The organism is Actinosynnema sp. NPDC091369 (assembly GCF_044757065.1).
GTDB lineage: Bacteria > Actinomycetota > Actinomycetes > Mycobacteriales > Pseudonocardiaceae > Actinosynnema.
In genome coordinates, this window is record NZ_JBIVUG010000004.1 from 700,452 (window position 1) to 719,400 (window position 18,949).

The 18,949-nt window shown below is 72.9% G+C and carries 19 protein-coding genes; 2 read left to right on the forward strand and 17 right to left on the reverse strand.

Annotated elements, in window-relative coordinates:
- The first annotated feature begins 147 nt into the window (after nt 1-147).
- Nucleotides 148-1,158: a LacI family DNA-binding transcriptional regulator gene (locus ACIQMJ_RS19605; protein WP_499762395.1), complete on the forward strand. Its 1,011-nt coding sequence runs from the start codon at nt 148-150 to the stop codon at nt 1,156-1,158.
- A gap of 304 nt (nt 1,159-1,462) precedes the next feature.
- Here the strand turns inward: ACIQMJ_RS19605 and ACIQMJ_RS19610 are convergent, their stop codons facing one another.
- The 17 genes from ACIQMJ_RS19610 to fabG are packed head-to-tail and all read right to left on the reverse strand — an operon-like array spanning nt 1,463 to nt 17,184.
- Entirely contained in the window at nt 1,463-2,611 is a 1,149-nt protein-coding gene (locus tag ACIQMJ_RS19610) for an ABC transporter permease (protein ID WP_499762396.1), read from the reverse strand.
- Complete coding sequence (locus tag ACIQMJ_RS19615) at nt 2,608-3,786, reverse strand: ABC transporter permease (protein ID WP_499762397.1); 1,179 nt, start codon at nt 3,784-3,786, stop codon at nt 2,608-2,610. Before ACIQMJ_RS19615 ends, ACIQMJ_RS19610 begins: the two co-directional genes overlap by 4 nt.
- 45 nt (nt 3,787-3,831) lie before the next feature.
- A complete protein-coding gene (locus ACIQMJ_RS19620; protein ID WP_499762398.1) occupies nt 3,832-4,770 on the reverse strand; it encodes an ABC transporter ATP-binding protein in 939 nt (312 codons plus the stop codon).
- Between the two features lie 13 nt (nt 4,771-4,783).
- Nucleotides 4,784-5,812 carry a right-handed parallel beta-helix repeat-containing protein gene (locus ACIQMJ_RS19625; protein ID WP_499762399.1) on the reverse strand — a complete coding sequence of 343 codons (1,029 nt, stop codon included), beginning with the start codon at nt 5,810-5,812 and terminating at the stop codon, nt 4,784-4,786.
- Nucleotides 5,803-6,318: a holo-ACP synthase gene (locus ACIQMJ_RS19630; RefSeq protein WP_246107757.1), complete on the reverse strand. Its 516-nt coding sequence runs from the start codon at nt 6,316-6,318 to the stop codon at nt 5,803-5,805. The genes ACIQMJ_RS19625 and ACIQMJ_RS19630 overlap by 10 nt, the downstream gene beginning before the upstream one ends.
- On the reverse strand, nt 6,315-7,088 hold the full coding sequence (locus ACIQMJ_RS19635; RefSeq protein WP_499762400.1) for an alpha/beta fold hydrolase: 774 nt from the start codon (nt 7,086-7,088) through the stop codon (nt 6,315-6,317). The genes ACIQMJ_RS19630 and ACIQMJ_RS19635 overlap by 4 nt, the downstream gene beginning before the upstream one ends.
- Nucleotides 7,089-7,107: 19 nt before the next feature.
- Nucleotides 7,108-7,956, reverse strand: a complete 849-nt coding sequence (locus ACIQMJ_RS19640) for an ester cyclase (RefSeq protein WP_499762401.1) — start codon at nt 7,954-7,956, stop codon at nt 7,108-7,110.
- Entirely contained in the window at nt 7,947-8,390 is a 444-nt protein-coding gene (locus ACIQMJ_RS19645; protein ID WP_141977613.1) for a holo-ACP synthase, read from the reverse strand. Before ACIQMJ_RS19645 ends, ACIQMJ_RS19640 begins: the two co-directional genes overlap by 10 nt.
- Nucleotides 8,387-9,301, reverse strand: a complete 915-nt coding sequence (locus ACIQMJ_RS19650; protein ID WP_499762402.1) for an ACP S-malonyltransferase — start codon at nt 9,299-9,301, stop codon at nt 8,387-8,389. The genes ACIQMJ_RS19645 and ACIQMJ_RS19650 overlap by 4 nt, the downstream gene beginning before the upstream one ends.
- A gap of 50 nt (nt 9,302-9,351) precedes the next feature.
- On the reverse strand, nt 9,352-10,233 hold the full coding sequence (locus ACIQMJ_RS19655; protein WP_141977617.1) for an alpha/beta fold hydrolase: 882 nt from the start codon (nt 10,231-10,233) through the stop codon (nt 9,352-9,354).
- Nucleotides 10,230-11,480: an FAD-dependent oxidoreductase gene (locus ACIQMJ_RS19660; protein WP_499762403.1), complete on the reverse strand. Its 1,251-nt coding sequence runs from the start codon at nt 11,478-11,480 to the stop codon at nt 10,230-10,232. The genes ACIQMJ_RS19655 and ACIQMJ_RS19660 overlap by 4 nt, the downstream gene beginning before the upstream one ends.
- On the reverse strand, nt 11,477-12,205 hold the full coding sequence (locus ACIQMJ_RS19665; RefSeq protein WP_499762404.1) for a nitroreductase family protein: 729 nt from the start codon (nt 12,203-12,205) through the stop codon (nt 11,477-11,479). Before ACIQMJ_RS19665 ends, ACIQMJ_RS19660 begins: the two co-directional genes overlap by 4 nt.
- Complete coding sequence (locus ACIQMJ_RS19670; RefSeq protein WP_499762405.1) at nt 12,202-14,475, reverse strand: beta-ketoacyl synthase N-terminal-like domain-containing protein; 2,274 nt, start codon at nt 14,473-14,475, stop codon at nt 12,202-12,204. The genes ACIQMJ_RS19665 and ACIQMJ_RS19670 overlap by 4 nt, the downstream gene beginning before the upstream one ends.
- A 45-nt stretch (nt 14,476-14,520) precedes the next feature.
- Nucleotides 14,521-15,594 carry an aminomethyl transferase family protein gene (locus ACIQMJ_RS19675; protein ID WP_499762406.1) on the reverse strand — a complete coding sequence of 358 codons (1,074 nt, stop codon included), beginning with the start codon at nt 15,592-15,594 and terminating at the stop codon, nt 14,521-14,523.
- A gap of 7 nt (nt 15,595-15,601) precedes the next feature.
- A complete protein-coding gene (gene fabZ, locus ACIQMJ_RS19680; RefSeq protein WP_499762407.1) occupies nt 15,602-16,081 on the reverse strand; it encodes a 3-hydroxyacyl-ACP dehydratase FabZ in 480 nt (159 codons plus the stop codon).
- Entirely contained in the window at nt 16,078-16,383 is a 306-nt protein-coding gene (locus tag ACIQMJ_RS19685; RefSeq protein ID WP_499762408.1) for an acyl carrier protein, read from the reverse strand. Before ACIQMJ_RS19685 ends, fabZ begins: the two co-directional genes overlap by 4 nt.
- A 54-nt stretch (nt 16,384-16,437) precedes the next feature.
- Complete coding sequence (gene fabG / locus ACIQMJ_RS19690; protein WP_499762409.1) at nt 16,438-17,184, reverse strand: 3-oxoacyl-ACP reductase FabG; 747 nt, start codon at nt 17,182-17,184, stop codon at nt 16,438-16,440.
- Nucleotides 17,185-17,326: 142 nt separating this feature from the next.
- Here fabG and ACIQMJ_RS19695 point away from each other — a divergent pair, with 142 nt between their 5' ends.
- Nucleotides 17,327-18,937, forward strand: coding sequence for an FAD-dependent monooxygenase (locus ACIQMJ_RS19695; protein WP_499762410.1), 1,611 nt, complete (start codon nt 17,327-17,329; stop codon nt 18,935-18,937).
- Nucleotides 18,938-18,949 lie beyond the last annotated feature (12 nt).

Sequence of the window (18,949 nt, forward strand, 5' to 3'; positions counted from 1 at the left end):
TCCAGGCTGCTGAGCCAACGACCGCCAAACCCTGTCGAACCGGTTCGACCTCGTGGGTAGCGCCAAAGTAGCCGGAGGGCGATCAGCATTGCAATACCTCGGTGTCATAGGATCGAGAGCCTGTCGAATCGGTTAGATCGGAAGCTCATGAACATCGGTGAGATCGCGAAGCGGGCCGGCGTGTCCCGCAGTACCGTGTCCTACGCGCTGAGCGGTAAGCGGCCGGTGTCCGTGGCGACGGCGCGGCGCATCAACGACGTGATCGCCGAGCTGGGCTTCCGGCCCAACGCCAGCGCGCGGGCGCTGGCCGAGGGACGAACCCGCACGTTGAGCCTGGTCATACCACCCGCCGGCAAGCGGCTGACCGACGTGCAACTGGGCTTCGTGGCCAGCGTCGTGGAGGCAGCGGCCACGCACGACCTCGACGTGCTGCTCTCCCCCAGCGGCGGCGACCACGACCGGTCGTTCGAGCGCATCGTCACCGGCCGCCGGGTCGACGGCGTGATCCTGATGGAAATCCTCCTCGACGACCCGCGCGTGGCCCGCCTGGAGCAGGAGGCGCTGCCGTTCGTCACCATCGGCCACGTCGAGCACCCGGGCACGTCGTCGTGGGTCGACGTCGACTACGCGGAGCTGATCACCCGCTGCGTGCACCACCTCGCCGACCTCGGCCACCGCGACGTCGTGCTGATCAACCGGTCCGACGAGCTGGTCGCCGCCGGATACGGACCCGCCCTGCGCTCCTCGGCCGGCTTCCTCACCGCCGCCGAGCAGCGCGGACTGACCGCGCACACCGTGTGCTGCGCCGACGAACCCTCGGCGGGCCTCGCCTGCTTCGAGGACATCCGCCGCCGGTGGCCCGAGGTGACCGCAGCGGTGACGATCAACGAAGCCGCGCTGCCCGGCCTCCAGCGGGCCCTGCGACAGGCGAACCTCGACGTGCCGGGCGACTTCTCCATCACCGGCGTCATCGCCAGCCGCCTGGCCGAAGCCTTCGACCCACCGCTGACCGCCGCCGACGTGCCCACCGAGGAGATGGCCCGGCTCGCCGTCGACCTGCTGGTGGAACGCATCGCGAACCCTGGAGCCCCGCACCGCAACGCGCTCCTGCGGCCGGTCATCTCCCTGCGATCGAGCACGGGGGCCCGCCACCGGTAGCGGCGACGATCGAACCGGTTCGACTCCACGTCGACGCAGCCGGTCACCTCGTGGCGGCCTCACCACGCTCAACTCGAACGTGCGACTCGCCGTGATCTCCCGACGCCGTCTACGTCATCGCACACACCCTCAACGAGGCTGACGTCGCCTGCCCCGCAGGACGCGACCACACTACGGGCGGCATGATCGACTTTTAACACGCACGAGGACGAGCACGTAGCCGCCTAACCGCAGGTCAGGCCCTGCGGCCGACTTCCCACACCCGACAGGCGGGCGCGCTCCCACGACGGCGTCGACCGCACGTCTAGACCGTCGCCAGCGCTCGTCGTTCGAACACGACCAGCGCGACGCCGAGCACGACCACCGCCATGCCCGCCAGCACCGCGACCTCGACCAGCACCGACCCCAGCCCGGCCGACGGGCGGGACAGGGCGAGCAGGGCGTCCATCGCCCACGAGTGCGGGAACAGGTAGCCGATCGTGCCCAGTGCCTCGCCCGCCACCTCGCGCGGCCACAGGCAGCCTCCCAGCATGCCCAGGACGATGCCCACCGGAGGACCGATGGCGGGTGCCTGCTGCGGCGAGCGCACGAGGGCGCCGACCAGCATCGCGGCGCCCGTGGCGATCAGGCAGAACAGCGCGACGACCACCCCGACGCCCAGCGGGTCGCCCCACCGCACGTCGAACAGGAACCGGCTCACCACGATGATCAGCAACGACTGCGCGAGCGCCACCGCGAACCGGCTCAACGCCTCGCCCAGCAGCACCCGGCTCCGCCGCACCGGTGCGGCCAGGGAGCGGCGGACCATGCCGATGCGGCGGCTCTCGACCAGCGCGGCGGCGACGGCCATCGAGTTGACGAACGTGAACAGCAGCAGGTTCGCGGGCGCGGTGTAGGCGAAGCCGGTCGGCTTGGCCGGCTCCTCACCGCCCGTCGAGGCGACGGTGACCGCCACCGCCTGCTCCTTCGCCTTGCGCACGTACTCGTCGGCCTGCTCCGGTGACGCGCCCGCCGCCCGCGCCGCGCGGGTCGCCTCCAGCACGGCCGCCACCCTGCCGATCGCCACGTCGACCTCGCTGCGCGCGGCCATGCCGCTACCGCTGGTCTGGGTCATGACCAGTTCGAGGTCGGTGTCACCCGGTGTCACGATCAGTCCCGCGGCCAGCTCACCCCGGCGGACGCCGTCGCGGACCTCCTCCTCGGACTCCGCGCGCCGCACCTCCAGCGCCGCGTCGGACTCCAGCTCGGCGACCACGGCCGCCGACACCGGGTCGGAGGTGTCGGCGACCACGGCCACCGGCAGCTTCGCGTCCGCCGCGTCGCCACCCAGGGCCATGCCGACGAACACGATCGTCACGAACGGCATGACGACGATGAAGAACATGCCGACCTTGTCGCGAAGCTGGCGCTTCAGGTTGGCCAGCACCAGCGCGGTGACGGGGCGGGACCTCACGCGAACCTCCCCTTGCGGAAGCCGAGCAGCGCCAGCGCGCCGGCGACGACGCCGATGCCGGTGACCACGGCGATCGGCCCGAGCACGGCGGACGGCCCGGCGCCGGTGCCCGCCAGCTCCGACAGGCCCGCCGACACCCAGCCGTTGGGCGTGATCAGCGAGACGCCGCGCAGCCATTCGGGCAGGTTGTAGACGGGGACGATGCTGCCGCCCAGGAACGCGAACACGAACGCCACGCCGAGGGTGTAGCCGTCGGCCTGCGCGTCGGTCTTCGCGCGGCTCGCCACCAGCATCACGATCGCGGTCGCCGCGAACACGTGCGCCAGCAGCAGCGGGAACACCCCGAGCGGGTCGCCCCAGCTCGCACCGAAGATCAGCACCGACGACAGCCAGGTCGCGCACATGCTGACCAGCGCCAGCCCGAACCCGACGGCGCTCTTGCCCACCAGCGCCGTCCACAGCGGCACCGGCGCGGCGCGCATCCGGTCGAGCGTGCCGTTCTGCCGCTCGCTGAGCAGGCTGCGGGCCGTGGTGCCGACGACGAAGAACGCGAACATCACCGCCATGCCCGCGCCGTAGTGCACGGCGAGGTCCACCCGCCCGCCCGCGACCGGGTCGCCGACCAGCGACAGCGCGGGCCCCGCCGCGCCGTTCTCCTCGACGAACAGCTGCACCCGGTCGGCGGGCACGCCCGCCTCCAGCGACGCGCGCACGGCCAGCGTCCTGGCCTCGACCAGGGCCGAGATCCGGTCGACCATGCTGCGCGCCACCACACCCGCCAGCGGCGACTCGGGCGATTCCACGACCGACACCTGCCCGCCGCGGCCCGCGCCGACGCCCTCGCTGAACCCGGCGGGGAACACCAGGGCCGCACCCGCCTCGCCGCCGTCGACCGCGCTGCGCGCCGCGGCCTCGTCCGGGTACTGGCGGAAGGTCAGCACGCCCTTCAGCTCGTCGGTGTTCAGCGCTTCGCGCTGCACGCTGGCCGGGAACTCGCCACCGTCGAGGTCGACCACGCCGATGGTCGCCTTGAGCGGCGGGTCGTCGTCGCCGCCCAGCGCCAGCCCGAACAGGGTCGCGAGCATGATCGGTGCGACGAGCGCGATCAGCGGCGCGGTGCCGTCCCGCAGCCGCGACCGCAACTCGTGGCCGCCCACGACCAGCAGGGCACGCATGGTGCTCTTCCCCAAGGTTCTCGCCCGTCCCTAGCTCGGTCCGCGTCAGTCGCGCAGGGTGCTGCCGGTGAGGTGCAGGAACGCCGCCTCCAGGTCGGGCTCGACGACCTCGACACCGGTCACCGCGCCCGCGTCGCCGACGGCGGCCAGCAGCGCGGGCAGCAGGTGCCGCCCGCCGGCGACGAGCAACCGGATCGACGACGACCCGGTGACCACCGCCTCGGACACGCCCTCCACGACCCGCAGCTTCTCGGCCGCCGCGGTGACGTCGCCGTCCAGCGTCAGCTCCACCCGGTCGGTGCCGCCCAGTTCGGCGACCAGCTCGCGCTTGGTCCCGTCGGCGACCACGCGACCCCGGTCGATGATCCCGACCCGCGTGCACACCCGCTCCACCTCCTCCATGTAGTGGGAGGTGTAGAGCAGGCTCATGCCGTCGCCGACCAGCGCCTCGACCCGGTCCAGGATGGCGACGCGGCTCTGCGGGTCCACGCCGACCGTCGGCTCGTCGAGGATGAGCAGGCGCGGCCGGTGCAGCAGGGCCACGGCGATGTTGGTGCGCCGCTTCATGCCGCCGGAGTAGGTGTCCACCTTGTCGTCGCCGCGACCGGTCAGGCCGACCAGGTCGAGCACCTCGCCGATGCGCGAGGTCAGCTCACGCCGCGGCAGGCCGTAGAGCCGGCCGAAGTAGCGCAGGTTCTCCCGGGCGGTCAGCTCCGGGTACAGCGCGATCTCCTGCGGCACGTACCCGATCAGCCGCTTGGCGGCCACCGGGTCCTCGTCGACGTCGATGCCGCCGACCCGCACCGAGCCGTCGTCCGGGCGCAGCAGCCCGACGAGCATGGAGATGGTCGTGGTCTTGCCGGCTCCGTTGGGGCCGAGCAACCCGTACGCCTCCCCCTCCTCGATGTGGAAGCCGACCCGGTCGACCACGGTCTTGTCGCCGTACCGCTTGACCAGGCCCTCGCACACCAGCGCAGGCGTCATGTCATCCTCTCGATCAGGGTCCGCACCCTTCGATCCGCTCCGGCTGGGAAGCACCCACCACGTTGTTCCGGAAGCGCTGGTTGCCCGGGTCGGTGCCGATCTGCACGTCGAACGGGCTGTTGCCGGTGATGGTGTTCCACTCGATGGAGTTGTCGACCGAGTCGGAGCCGCCCCAGTCCGCCGACGACGCCAGCACCAGCGCGGCGCCCATGACCGACGGGCCGCCGGGTTCGTTGCGGTGCAGCCGGTTGCCGACGATCGAGACCCGCTGGACGCCGATGGCGGCGATGCCGACGCCGGAGATCGGCGGGCCGGCGAAACCCAGCACGCCGGGCTCGTCGCCACCGGAGGCCAGGGTGTTGCCGGTGATGTCGTTGTCCGCGACGAGCACGTCGGCGACGCCGCCGGGCAGCTCGCCCTCGTACGTCTGGTGCAGCAGCAGCACACCCGCCGCGTTGCCGTGGCTGCGGTTGCGCACGACCCGGGCGCGGCTGGAGTTGTCGACGAACACGCCGAAGGCGTTGGCGGTGCTCTCGCAGTCGGCGATCAGCGCGTCGGCGGCAGGGCAGAACGCCAGCGCGATGCCGCCGTACTGGCTGCCCTCGGCGCGGCAGCGCAGCACCTCCACCTTGGCCGACTCGCGCACGTACAGGCCCCACACCGCGTTGCCGACCGACTCGACGTCGACGAGCCGCAGGTCGGTGGCGGTGTGCGCGTAGACGCCCGCGCCGGAGAAGCCGCGCACGGTCAAACCCTCGACGGTCACACCGGACACGTCGTGCACGGTGATGCCGCTGACCACGTCGGCGGGCGCGTCGTGCAGTGCCGGCACGGCACTGGGCGCGACGGCGCCGGGCACGATGACCGTGCGGCCCGCGCCCGCGCCGACGAGCGCCACATCCGGGCGGCCGATCACCAAGCTGCCCTCGTAGGTGCCCTCGGCCAGGCGCAGCACCGCGCCGGGCGCGCAGGTGTCGAGCGCTTCCTGGACGGAGTCCCCCGGTTGAATGCGTACTTCGGCCGCGGCCTCGGTCACGGGCATCGCAGCGCTCCTCTCGATGTGGTGGTCAGTATGGCAAGGGCGACGATCAGGTCACCGCGGAAGCCCCAGCGGGCCATGCCGACGACGGCCACGCCGTCCCCGGGGTCCGCGGAGCGCTCGGTGAGCCGCGCCAAGGCGGCCGAACCGCTGGCGCCGAACACGGTGTAGGCGCACCGCTCGGTCATCGACACCCGGGTGGCCGCCTCCACCTCGGGCACGGCGGCGGCCAGCAGCGGGTCGGCCCACTCCGCACCGGGCAGCGGCGCCTCGCCACGCGCTTCGAAGTCGTGCCAGGAGAACCCGGGCGGCCGGCCGCCGATCGCCTTCACCAGGCACTCCTTCACCGCCACGGTGGCCGCGGTGGCGAGGCCGGGGTCGGGGTGCAGGTCGCGCTCGGCGGGTGAGGTGACGTGCCGGGTGTAGGCGGGCCCGCTGTAGGACATGGCGCGGGTGACCCGGGCGACGTCCACCACGTCCACCCCGAACAGCATCAGCGGCGCGGTCACCCGGTGACCCCGTCGAGGAACCGCAGCAGCTCGGCGGTGTAGACCTCGCCGCGCTCGATCATCGGGATGTGCCCGCAGTCCTCGACGGTGACGAACTCGGTGTTCGCGTGCCGCGGCACCAGGTCGAGCCACGGCTCGATCGGCGTCATGCGGTCGTGGCGGCCCCAGATGTACAGCGACCGGCACGCGACCTTGTCCATCGCCGGGTCGACCTTGTAGGTCCTGGTGGCGCGGATGCTGCGGGCCATCGCCACCATCGCCGAGCCCTGGCGCAGCAGCTGCGCGGTCGACTCCACCTGCTCGTCGGTGAACAGCGGTTCACCGTGGAAGAGGGCGGCCAGCATGCGGTCGCGGAACTGCTCGCCCTGCAACCGCACGTCGCCGCGCCGGTCCATGTTCAGGCCCACGTCGGGGTCGGCGGTCAGGCCGGGCGCGCCGCTGACCACGATCGCCTTCACCCGGTCGGGGAAGCGGCCCGCGAGGTCGATGGCGACCAGGCCGCCCAGCGAGTTCGCGCAGACCACGACCTCTTGCGCGCCGGCCGCGTCCACGGCCTCCATCAGGGCGTCACCGAGGCGTTCGATGGAACCCGCCACCTTCGCGTCCACGCCGCAGATGGGCTCCTCGGTGCGCAGCACCGGCCAGCCGGCGTCGGAGAGGGCGGCGAACGGGTGGTCCCAGATCCAGCCGCCCGCGAACAGGGCGGACATGAAGGCCACCAGCGGTCGCCCGCCCGCCGCGGGCCGGTGGTCGGCGGTGAAGACCGTCATCGGGCAACTCCTGGCGTCATCAGAACAGGGGGTCGGGGGTCGGGGTGGTGCCGCACGCGCAGGTCCTGCCCTCGCTCGCGTCGACCACCTCCTCGCAGTCGGGGCAGCGCAGGTGCAGGCTCTCCCGCTCCAGCACCCACACGCTGGTGTAGGCCCCGGTGCACAGGCCGCCGCGGAAGAACTTCCGCAGGGACCGCTGGTGCGGCCGCGCGTGCACGGCGCGGACCGACTCCGGGCGGTCGAAGGCGCTGATCGTGTACTTGCGGTTGCCGATCTCGAACGTGCCCACACCGAGGAAGCCCTTGGAGGCGCGCAGCGACTTGACCACCTCGGTGCTGAGCAGGTCGACGTCCGCACCCTCGACTTCGTCGCGGAAGTCCAGGTAGGTGAACGCGAGCACCTGCGGGTAGTCGGTCCGGCCCATCGTGGTGCGCGCGCTGATGCCGTACTCCTGCACCTCGTCGTGGTCGAGGAGGAAGCGTGCCGTGTGGCCCAGCGACGAGGCCAGCGCGACCCGGTCGAAGTGGCGGCGCACCCGCACCGCGCCGTCCACGACGGTCAGCACGTCCGCGCCGACCACCGCCGCCGCACCGCCCGTTCCCGGTATCCCCAGGTAGTGGGCGCGGTGCGTGGCGGCCAGGGTCCAGGTGAGCACGGCGGTGTCGCCCGCGTCGGCGGCCGGCGCGAAGTCGAGCACCAGGTCCGGGAACCGGGTCAGCACGGCCTCGACGTGCGCGACGAGGCCGGCGCCCGACACCGGCTCCGGGGTGTCCGGGTCGGCGAACTCCGCCACCGCGTCCGCGATGGCGGCGGCGTCGCGGGCGCGCCAGGCCGCGGTCCACCGCGCGGCGGTCTCGATCAAGTCCATGCGGTCACCGCTTCCAGGTCGTGGTCCTCGGGCAGCCGGGCCGAGGTCAGTGCCACCGCGAACGCCAGGTCGGCGGTGTGGCTGACGGAGACCCGGATGCGGGTGCCCGCCGCCTCCCGGCCGTCCAGCACGCCGATCAGGCGCACGCCCGGCGGGTGGCCGTGCAGGCAGGCCGCCGTGCGGTCGCACAGGGGCGCCGGCACGGGCAGCACCTCCACCGCGCCCAGGTGCTCCGCGGTCACGGGTTCGTCCAGCAGGCGCAGCACGGCGTACTTGGCCGCGAGCCTGCCCGCCCAGTGCTGGAGGGTGCGCCCGGCGCCGGACCGCAGCCGTTCCGGGCGGGTGAACACGACCTCCAGCGGCATCGGCTCGACCAGCTGCCACGGTGCGGTCAGTCCGCCGAAGGAGACCGCGGCACTGCCCCACGTGGTCATGCCGCGGGCTCCGGGCGGCGCAACCTCCGCACGGCGGCCGGGTCGGCCATGCTGACGCACCGCGCGTCGACGCCGCGCAGCAGCCCGGCGAGCACCTTGCTGTCGCCGACCTCGACCAGGGTCTCGGCGTCGGCGAGCACGCGCATCGTCTCGGTCCACCGCACCCGCGCGGTGAGCTGCGCGATCAGCGCGTCCACGATGGTCGGGAGGTCCGTGGTGGGCTCCGCGGTCGCGTTCGGCACCACCGGGACGCGTGGCGGGCGCATCGGTGTCGCGCGCACCGCCTGGGCCCAGCCGTCCAGCGCCCCCGCCATCAGCGGCGAGTGGAACGCGTTGCTCACTTTCAACGCCACCACCTTGCGGGCGCCGGCGGCTGTGGCCAGCGCGACGAGCCGGTCGACGGCTCCGGTCGCGCCGGAGACCACGGTGTGGTCCGGCGCGTTCTCCAGGCCGACGACCAGCGGCTCGCCCGGCCGGGCGGCCTGGTCGGCCAGCTCCTCCACCCGCTGCGGCGTCAACCCCAGCACGGCGGTCATGCCACCGGTGTCGGGCAGGTCGGCCATCAGCCGGGCGCGGTCGGCGACCAGGCGCAGCGCGGTGTCGACGTCCAGCACGCCCGCCGCGCACAGCGCGCTGATCTCGCCGACGCTGTGCCCGGCGACGATGTCCGGCTCCACGCCGCGTTCACCCAGGACCGCGAGCGCGGCGAGGTTGCACGCGGTCACGGCGGGCTGCGCGTGCAGGGTGTCGACGAGCTTGTCCAACGGCCCGCGGGCGCACAGCTCCGACACCGGCGAGGGCAGCAGCTCGTCGGCGCGCGCGAGCACCGCCGCGCCCGCCGGGTCGCGGCGCAGCCAGCCGCCCATGCCGATCCGGACCGTGCCTTGACCGGGGAACACGAAGCCGATCACCTGCGAACCTCCAGTCTCCTGCGCTGCCTTGCCGACGAGCCGGGCACCGACTAGAGCCGGCGCCGCCGGGTGGGCACCGCCGCCGCCTTCTCGGTGCCCAGGAAGCCCAGCAGCAGCTTGGTGACGATCTCCGGCTGGTCCAGCGGGATCCAGTGGCTGGCGTCCTCGACGCGCTCGTAGCGCCACGAGCCCTTGACGAACTTCGCCGAACCCGTCATGCCCTCTTCGAGCAGCGCCTTGTCACCGGTGGACCAGATGCCGAGGGTGGGCGCGAGCACGGGCGGGAAGTTGCCCTCCACGCGCAGCTCGGCCTCGGGCGAGCGGTTGGCGCGGTACCAGTTCAGCGCCGCGGTGAGCGCGCCCGGCTTGGCCAGCTCGCGCGGGTAGCGCTGGTGGTCGCCCTCGCCGCCCATGATCTCCTTGAACAGCCGCCACCCGTTGCGCCGCAGCAACTGCTCGCTCACACCCGGGAACTGGTAGAAGAGCATGTACCAGCTGGCCTTGCGCTGCTCGATCGACGGCGTGCTGAACACGCCGGGGTGGCCGACCGACAGCACGGCGAGGTGGTCGACGCGGCGCGGCATCAGGAACGCGTACATCCACGCGATGGCGGCGCCCCAGTCGTGCCCGACGATGTGCGCCTTGGGGATGCCGAGGTGCTGCGTCAGGGCGACGACGTCGTTGACGATCGTGCGCATGTCGTAGGCTTCGACCTCCTGCGGCTTGCCCGACTCGCCGAAACCGCGCAGGTCGGGCGCGATGACGCGGAAGCCCGCCTCCACCAGGGGGTCGATCTGGTGCCGCCACAGGTAGTGCGAGTCGGGGAAGCCGTGCAGCAGCACGACCGGGTCGCCCTCGCCCTTGTCCACGTAGGCGATGTCGACGCCGTTGACGTGCGCCGACCCGGTCAGCAGGGTGTCCTTGACGCTCATGCCCTCTCCCTGAACAGCCTCTCGGCGAAGAACTCGCTGAACCCGAACTCCGGCACGTCCTCCGGCGGGACCATGTTGAGCAGGCCGGTCACCGACGCGGCGAAGTTCTCGGCCATCAACTCGCGCGCCCGGCGGCGGCGCTCGGCGGCGGCGGGCCCGAACTCGCAGTGCAGCTTGGCGATGATGCCCGCGCCGAAGTGCAGCCGGTCCATCCGGAACTTCCGCTCGGCCAGGTACCCCTCGAAGGCGGCGGGCGACCAGTCGTCGCCGCCGGTCAGCACCTCGCACACGGCCCGGGTGTCGCGCAGGCTGCACGACAGGCCGGTGCCGAGCACGGTGTCGGCGTTGCCCGCCTCGTCCCCGACGAGCACCACGCCGTCCTGGACGATCGGCTGCTCGGGGAACATCGCCACCGACGGCCACAGCTTGAGCGGCCCGATCGCCTTCGCCGCGCCGTACACGGCCTTGCCGCGGTCGGGCAGGGACGCCAGCTCGAAGTCCGCGATGAACCGCTTCTCGCCCTCCGGGCCCTGGTAGAGCTTCCGGTTGGCGGTCGGGAAGTTGATGTAGAGCCGGGCGTTGCCGTCGCCCTGCGGGAACACCATGAACATCTTCTCGTCCTCGGTGCCCATCGCCTGCACGTCCATCGGCCAGTCGTCCAGGCCGGTGACCCGCAGCCCGCCGCCCCAGTGGTGCACCGAGGTCGCCATGGACACGCCGACCTGGCGGCCGACCGTGCAGCCGCGGCCGGTGGCGCCGATGACCAGGCGCGGCTTGGACAGGTGCTCCTGCCCGGCCTGCGTCCAGCGGACCTCCGGGCTGGTCCCGGCGGTGACCCGCACCCGCTGCGCGCCCATGACCACCGTCGCGCCGTTGTCCTCGGCCTGCTCGGCCATCAAGGCGCAGACCTCGTGGTGCGGGAACGACATGGGGCCGCCGACACCGGGCACGAACCGCGTCATGTCCACGGTCTCCGCCTCGGCCGGGTCGACCGTCTCGTCCCACTGCGTCCACTCGCGGATCTCCCACGCGCCGCCGAAGCCGAACGCGTCCTCCACGCCCAACCTCTGCGCCTCGCGCAGGCCCCACGGCGCGATCCACTCACCGCGCACGATGTCCTGGTAGGTCTCCTGCTTCTCCAGCAGCACCACGGACAGGCCGTTGAGCGCGAGGTTGGCCGCGGCGGACGCGCCCGCGATGCCGCCGCCCACCACGACGACGTCGATCCCGGTGTGCTCGACGGTCATGCCTGCCACCTCTCCCAGGACGTGCGCTCCTTGGCCGAAACCCGCTTGGCGGGGCGGAAATCGGTGCCGATCGTGTAGGCGACCGGCACCAGGCAGATCTGGGTGACACCGGCGGGGATGCCGAGCAGCTCGCCGACCTGCCGCTCGAACGGCAGGTGCATGCACGTGATCGTGCTGCCGAGGCCGCGGCTGCGCAGGGCCAGCTGGAACGACCAGACGGCGGGGAAGATCGAGCCGTAGAAGTTGCTGGCCCGCATGGCCCCGATCCGCACGCCCTCCTGCCAGGTGCCGAGATTGCGGGTGCCGGTCGCGCCGAGCCACTCGGCGTCGATCGCGCCGATGTCCGGCGGCCGGCCGAGCACGCACGGGATCACCAGCGCGGGCACCCTGGCGATGGTCTCGGCCAGCGTGGCGGCGGAGGCGTTGTTCTTCCTGGCCTGCGGGTTGTTGCGCCGGCGCCCGGACCGCGTCCACACCTCTTTCTGGTGGAACTGCCAGGAGATGTCGAACAGCTCCGCGAACCGGTCCTTCACCGCCTGCTCGGTGATCACGACCCAGCGCCAGTTCTGCTGGTCGTTCGCGGTCGGCGCCTGGACGGCGACCTCCAGCGCCTCCTCGATCACCTCGCGCGGCACGGGCCGGTCGAGGTCGAGCCGGCGGCGCACCGACCGGGTGGTGGTGAGCAGCCGGTCGGTCTCCAGCACGTCGAAGGGCCCGTCGGTCATACCGCACCCAGCAGGGTTCCGCCGCGCACCGAGCCGGGCGCGGCGCTGAGCACGAGGGCCTTGGCCGGTGCGGTCGGCAGCTCCGGCTTGGTGACGTAGGACTCGACCGCGCCGGCACGAGGGCTGCTCAGCCCCGCGATGGCCGGTGCGACGCCGTCGCGCAGGGCGAGCGCGGCCAGCGCCAGGTTCAGCGCGCCGGTGGCCGCGCCCGCGTCACCGGTCAGGCCCGCGGTGGCGGTGAGCCGGGCGGACGGGACGGCGTCGAGCACCGCGCCCGCCTCCGCCTCGTCGGTCGCGCCGCCGGTGGCCGCACCGACCACCAGGTCCACGCCCTCGGTGGGCAGCGCGGCGATGGCGCGATCCACCAGGGACCGCTCGTCGCCTGCTCCCGCGCCCGCGTGGGCGCTGCCCAGCACCCGCGCGTACGGGGTCGCGCCCCGGGCGGCGGCGTGCGCGGCGGACTCGACGACCAGTGCCACCGACGCGGACGCGGACGCCTCGCCCGAGTCCCGGTCGTAGGGGTTCACCTGCGTGCCGTCGCCGGACCTCGACGCCTCGTCGGCGGCGACCACGATCACCACGTCCGCCTTGCCCGCGCGGATGGTCTCCACCGCGCAGTCCAGCGCGATGGACGCCGACGCGTTGCCGTTGCAGATGGTGGTGGTCGGGCCGCGCAGGCCCAAGGTCTGGCAGACCGCGCCGCCGGTGGCGTTGAGCACCACGTTGGAGAAGCTGAGCACGGCGGGCTTGTTCGGGTTCGCCAGCACGCTCTCGTCGAACCCGTCGGTGCTCTCCACCGAGCCCGCCGCGGTGGCGAAGATGACGCCCACGTTGTCCAGGGCGGCGCGGGGCAGCTTCAGCCCGGCGTCCTCCCAGGCGAGCCGGGAGGCGGCGATCGCCATGCGGGACAGGTTGTTCATGTGCCGCCACAGCGAGCGCGGCGCGAACGTGCGGCCCTCCAGGGACGGCTCCGCGCCGACCGCGGTGCGGCCGTTGGCGACCGCCTCGGCGACCTCGGCGATGCCGGTGCCCAGGCCGGTGACCGGCCCGAGGCCGGTGAGGACGACCTCGGTGGCGGGCAGCTCGTCGTACTCGCGCGGTCCGCCGGGGCGGCGCAGGACGAGCGAGGCGTTGTTGCCGCCGAACGCGTAGTTGTTGGACACCACGACGTCCATGTCCAGCGCGCGGGCGGTGTTCGGCACGAAGTCCAGGGTGGACTGCGCGATCGCCTCTTCGGTGAACCCGATGGTCGGCGGTGCGGTCGCGGTGCGCAGGGCCAGCACGCTGGCCACCGCCTCGACCGCGCCCGCCGCGCCCAGCGTGTGCCCGATGAAGCTCTTGATGCTGCTGGTCGGCACCTGCGGCGCCCGCTCGCCGAACACGGCGCGCATGACCTTCTTCTCCATGGCGTCGTTGGCGGGCGTGCCGGTGCCGTGCCCGTTGACGTAGTCCACGGCGTCGGCGTCCAGGCCGGCGTCGGCCAGCGCCCGGCGCATGGCCGTGGCACCGCCGCGACCGGTCGGGTCCGGCGCGGTGGCGTGGTAGGCGTCGGCGGACAGGCCGTAGCCCGCGACCTCGGCCAGCGGCTCCGCACCCCGGGCCAGCGCGTGGTCCAGCGCCTCCACGACCAGGAACGCGGCGCCCTCGCCCAGGTTCAGGCCGTCCGAGCGGCTGTAGGGGCCGCACGGCTGGGGACTGAGGGCCTGGAGGCCCGCGAACCCCGCGTAGGTGCCGAACAGCAGGGGGTCGACGCCGCCGGCGAGCACCACGTCCGCGTCACCGGTGAGGATCTTGTCCTTGGCCAGGCCGACCGCGTTGCCGCCCGCCGCGCACGCGGTCGAGACCAGGATGCGCGGGCCGGCCAGGCCCAGCTTGTGGGCGACGACGTCACCGGTGGCGTGCATGGGCTGGTAGCCGCCGGCCGCGGTCGGAGTGGCCTGGCACTTGCCGAGGACCAGCCCGAACCGCTCGGCGGGCAGGTCCGAGGGCGTGGTCGTGCCCAGCCCGGCCTGGGCGACCGCCTGCCGGGCCGCGACGAGGGCGAGCCGGGCCGTGCGGTCCAGCCCCGTGTCGTCGGCCGGCAGTTGCGCGTCGATCCACTCGTCGGGCACCTGGCCCGCGAACCTGGCCTCGAACGCGGCGAACCGCTCGTCGTCCACGGCGGTGATGCCGCCCCCGCCCGCGGTGAGCCGCGCCCAGAACTCCTCCGGGTCCCGACCGACCGCGCAGATCACCCCGACCCCGGTGATGACCACTGGCCGCAGCGCCATGCTTGCTCCTCCTCGCGACCCCGGGCGACCGCCCGGGTGACCAGATCAGATGATCGGGGTGCTCCAGCTCTTGGGCGTGACGTACGGGCTGGTCAGCGTGGTGACCTCGGTGTCGCCGACGGTGACCTTGAGCCCGGCGGCGGCCAGGTCCGGCGGCAGCCGCAGCAGGCCGAGGGCGGACTTCAGCCCGACGCTGTGCACGGCGTGCACGACCTCGCCGATCTTCTCCCCGCCCACGGTGACCGGCGTGCCCGGCTCGGGCACCTCGGTGCCGCCGGAGAAACCGACCGTGCGGCGCTCGGCCGTGCCCTCGAAGGCGGCCACCACGGCGTCACGTCCGACGAACTCGTCCTTGGTGATGTCCACGAGCCAGCTCGCGCCCATCTCCAGCACGTCGACGCCCTCGCCCGCCTCGTGGCGCACGACCGGCTGCCGCACTTCCAGCATCGCCAGCTCCACGGCCTCCTGGCCGGCGGGCACGGCCTGCTCCAGGGCCTTGGCCCACAGGCGCTCGGCCGACTCACGCGGCACCAGCACCTTGTAGCCGTACTCGCCCGTCACGCCGGTGCGGGCGAAGAGGATGTCCACGCCGTCCCACTGGCTGTCCACGACGGACTCGAACGGCAGCGCGGCCAGCTCACCGTCGATCAGCCGGCCGACCACGCCCCACGCGTACGGGCCCTCCAGGCCGAAGAGCGCGTGCTCGGCGGTGCGGTCGGTGATCTCCACGCCGGGCTCGGCGTGCGCGCGCAGGTGCTCCAGCAGCCGGGTGCCCGCGCCGGTGGAGGACTCCAGCAGCAGGCCGTCCTCCCGGCCCCACACCACGACCTGGTCCACGACGGTGCCGTCCTCGGCGAGCACCAGGCTCGTCATGCAGCGCTCGGCGGTCAGGTACTCCACGTCGCGCGCCAGCACCTTCTGCGCGAAGTCGGTGGCGCCGCTGCCGGACAGCTCGATGATCCGCTCGCCGGACAGGTCCAGCAGGGCGGCCCGCTCCCGGATCGCCTCGTACTCGGCGTCGAGCGTGCTGAACCGCAGCGCGACCTCGGCGTCCAGGACGGTGCCGTACACGGCGCCGTCGGGGTGCGCGGCCTTCACCGGCGACGTCAGGGATTCCATTGTCGTGTCAAACCTTTCCGGTAGGGCTGGTGGCTGCCGGGTCCGCGATGGTGATGGTGCCCTCGGCGGCGACCTGGCCGTCGACCCTGGCGCTCACCTTGAACTCGCTGAAGCCGCGGCCTCCCGCCGTGCGGTCGGCGGTGAGGACGAGCTGGTCCCCCGGCACGATGGGACGGCGGAACCGCATCGCCCGCACGCCCGCGAGGTAGCCGATCGGCCCCGCGCCGGCGAGGGCGAACACCACGCCGGCCAGCTGGGCCATCGCCTCGACGACGATCACGCCCGGGAGCACGGCCGCGGTCGGGAAGTGCCCCTGGAACCACATCTCCGTGGCCGCGACGTTCTTGATCCCGACCGCGCCGACACCCGGCTCGACCTTCTCGACCCGGTCGATCAGCAGGAAGGGCCAGCGGTGCGGCAGGATCTCCCGGAGCTGGTCGTTGCTCAGCGACGTCCCCGCCCGCACGGGCTCCCGGGTGGTCGTCATGCCGAACCGGTCGGCGCCTGCTTGACGAGGGCCGGGTTCACGTGGTCGGCCAGGCGCGACACCGAACCGAACACCGACATGTCGCTGTCGTAGAGGGCGACGCCGAACTCGGCCTCGATCGCCACGTACAGCTCCAGCACGTCGAGGCTGTCCAACTCCAGGCCGCGGCCGAACAGCGGCTGGTCGTCGGTGATCCACGCGGGCTCGATCGGCAGGTCGAGCCGCGAGACGATCATCTTCTTGATCTGGGCGCACGTGTCGTGCCGGGCGGCCGCCGTGGCGCGCAGTTCGTCGAGGTTCACGCTTGTCCTTCCGTCCGCTGGGTGGTCCGGCTCGGGGGTGTTCCGGCCCGGGGATCAGCCGAGCCCGCCGCCGTTGGCGACGAACGTCTCGCTGGTGATGTAGGACGCCTTGTCCGAGGCCAGGAACGTGACCAGGTTCGCGATCTCCTCGGGTCGGCCCATGCGGCCGAGCCGGATGCGCGAGGAGTAGCCGTCGCGCAGCTTCGCGGGGATGACCTTGGTCATGTCGGTCTCGACGAACCCCGGTGCCACCACGTTGACGCGCACGCCGTGCGGCGCGGCCTCGTAGGACAGCGCCTTGGTGAACGCGATGATCGCGCCCTTGGACGCGACGTAGTTCGTCTGCCCGGGGAAGCCGCCGTCCAGGCCGCTCGCGGAGCTGAGGGTCACGATCGCGCCGCGCCGCTGGTGCTGCATGATGCGCATCGCCTCGCGGCAGGCCAGGAACGTGCCGTGCAGGTTGATGTCCATCGTCTCGCGGAACGTGGCGCTGCTCATCGCGACCAGGTGCCGGTCCCGCGTCACGCCCGCGCTGGTGACCAGCACGTCGAGCCTGCCGTGCTCGGAGCGCACGGAGCGGAACAGCTCGCGCACCGCGTCCTCGTCGGTCACGTCGGCCCGCACCGCGCTCGCGCTGCCACCGTTCTGCTCGACCTGCGCGACCAGCTCCTTGGCCTGTTCCTCCGAGCGCGAGTAGTTGATCACGACGTGCACGCCGTGGGCCGCCAGGTCGACCACGACGGCCCGCCCGATCCCGCGCGACCCGCCGGTGACCACGGCGACCGATCCTTCGGCGAACATGGTGCCTCCCCACGTTGTCCAAGGCTTGCCCGCTGCGCACGCCGTCGTTCGGCACAAAGCTACTGACCTGCGACTTCAGCGCTCTATCACTTCGATATCCGTCGCCTTGACGTCCCCGCGGCGGTGTCGCAGGCTCATGCCCATGGCTGATCTCGAGGTCGACGTCCTGATCGTGGGTGGTGGCCCGGTCGGCCTCGCCGCGTCGATCGAGTGCTCCCGGCACGGGCTGACGTCGTTGCTGGTGGAGCGGCACGCCGGGACGTCGATCTTCCCCAAGGCACGCCTGGTGTCCACCCGCACGATGGAGCTGGTGCGGTCGTGGGGGCTGGCGGCGGAGGTGGAGCGCGTCGGCCTGCCGCGCGAGGACAGCCTGGCCGTCGGCGTCGGCTCCTCGCTGACCGCGGACGACTTCCACCGCGAGGTCGCTCCCCTCGCCGAGGACGCGCCGCACAGCCCCACGTACACCTACATCTGCGCGCAGGACAAGTTCGAGGTGGTCCTGCGCGGCCTGGCCGAGAGCCTGCCCGGCGCGGACGTCAGGTTCGCCACCACGCTCACGTCCCTGGAGCAGGACGAGTCCGGTGTGGACGCGGTGATCGAGTCGGCGTCCGGCCGCGCCGGCGTCCGCGCCCGTTACGCCATCGCCGCCGACGGCGGGCGCAGCACCGTGCGCGACCGGCTCGGCATCGGAGTCGAGGGCCCGCCACCGCTCGGGCACATGATCAGCATCATGTTCGACGCCGACCTGGTGCCGCTGCTGACCGATCGGATGTGCGCGCTGTACTTCATCCGCAGCGCGATCCCCTGCGCGGTGGAGGCGGTGGACAACCAGCGGCGCTGGATCATCCAGACCGGCTACGACCCGGACGAGGGCGGCAGCGAAGCCGATTTCACGCCCGAGTTCTGCGTGCGGGTGGTGCGCGAGGCGGTCGGCGTGCCGGACCTGGACGTCGAGCTGGTCGGCGTGATGCCGTGGCTGCAACAGGCGGTGACCGCGACGAGCTTCCGCTCGGGTCGGGTGTTCCTGGCGGGCGACTCGGCGCACGTGTCCACGCCGCAGGGCGGGTTCGGGATGAACTGCGGCATCCAGGACGCGCACAACCTGGTGTGGAAGCTGGCCGCGGTGCTGGCGGGCCCGGCCGGCGAGGCCCTGCTCGACACCTACGACGCCGAGCGCCACCCGATCGGCGAGCGCACCGTCGGTGAGAGCCTGGCCAACGCCTTCATCACGTTCCAGATGATGGAGGGCAAGCTGTCCATGAAGGAGGCCATCGCGCAGCAGGCGGGCCGGCGCAGCTGCGAGGGACTGGTCCTCGGCTTCCACTACGACTCGGCCGCCGTCGTGCCGGACGGCACCGACGCCCCGGCGGTCGAGGACCCCTACCGGACCTACGTCCCCACCGCGCGACCGGGTCACCGCGCGCCGCACGTGCCGCTGACCCGCGGCGCGGAGACGTTGTCCACTTTGGACTTGTTCGGTGCGGGTCTCGTCCTGCTCACCCCGGCAGGCAGCGGCTGGGCGCAGGCGGCGAAGGAGGTCACCGCCCGGACCGGCGCGGCGGTCACGGCGGTGGAGGTGTCGGCCGACGGTTCGACCGAGGTCGTGTCGCCCGTGTGGGCCTCGGCCTACGGCGTGGGTGAACTGGGCGCGGTGCTGGTGCGGCCGGACGGTCACGTGGCCTGGCGCAGCACGGCTGCCGCGTCGGCGGACGCGCTGTCGGCGGCGGTCGACACGGTTCTCGCACGTGGTTGACCCGCCCGCCAC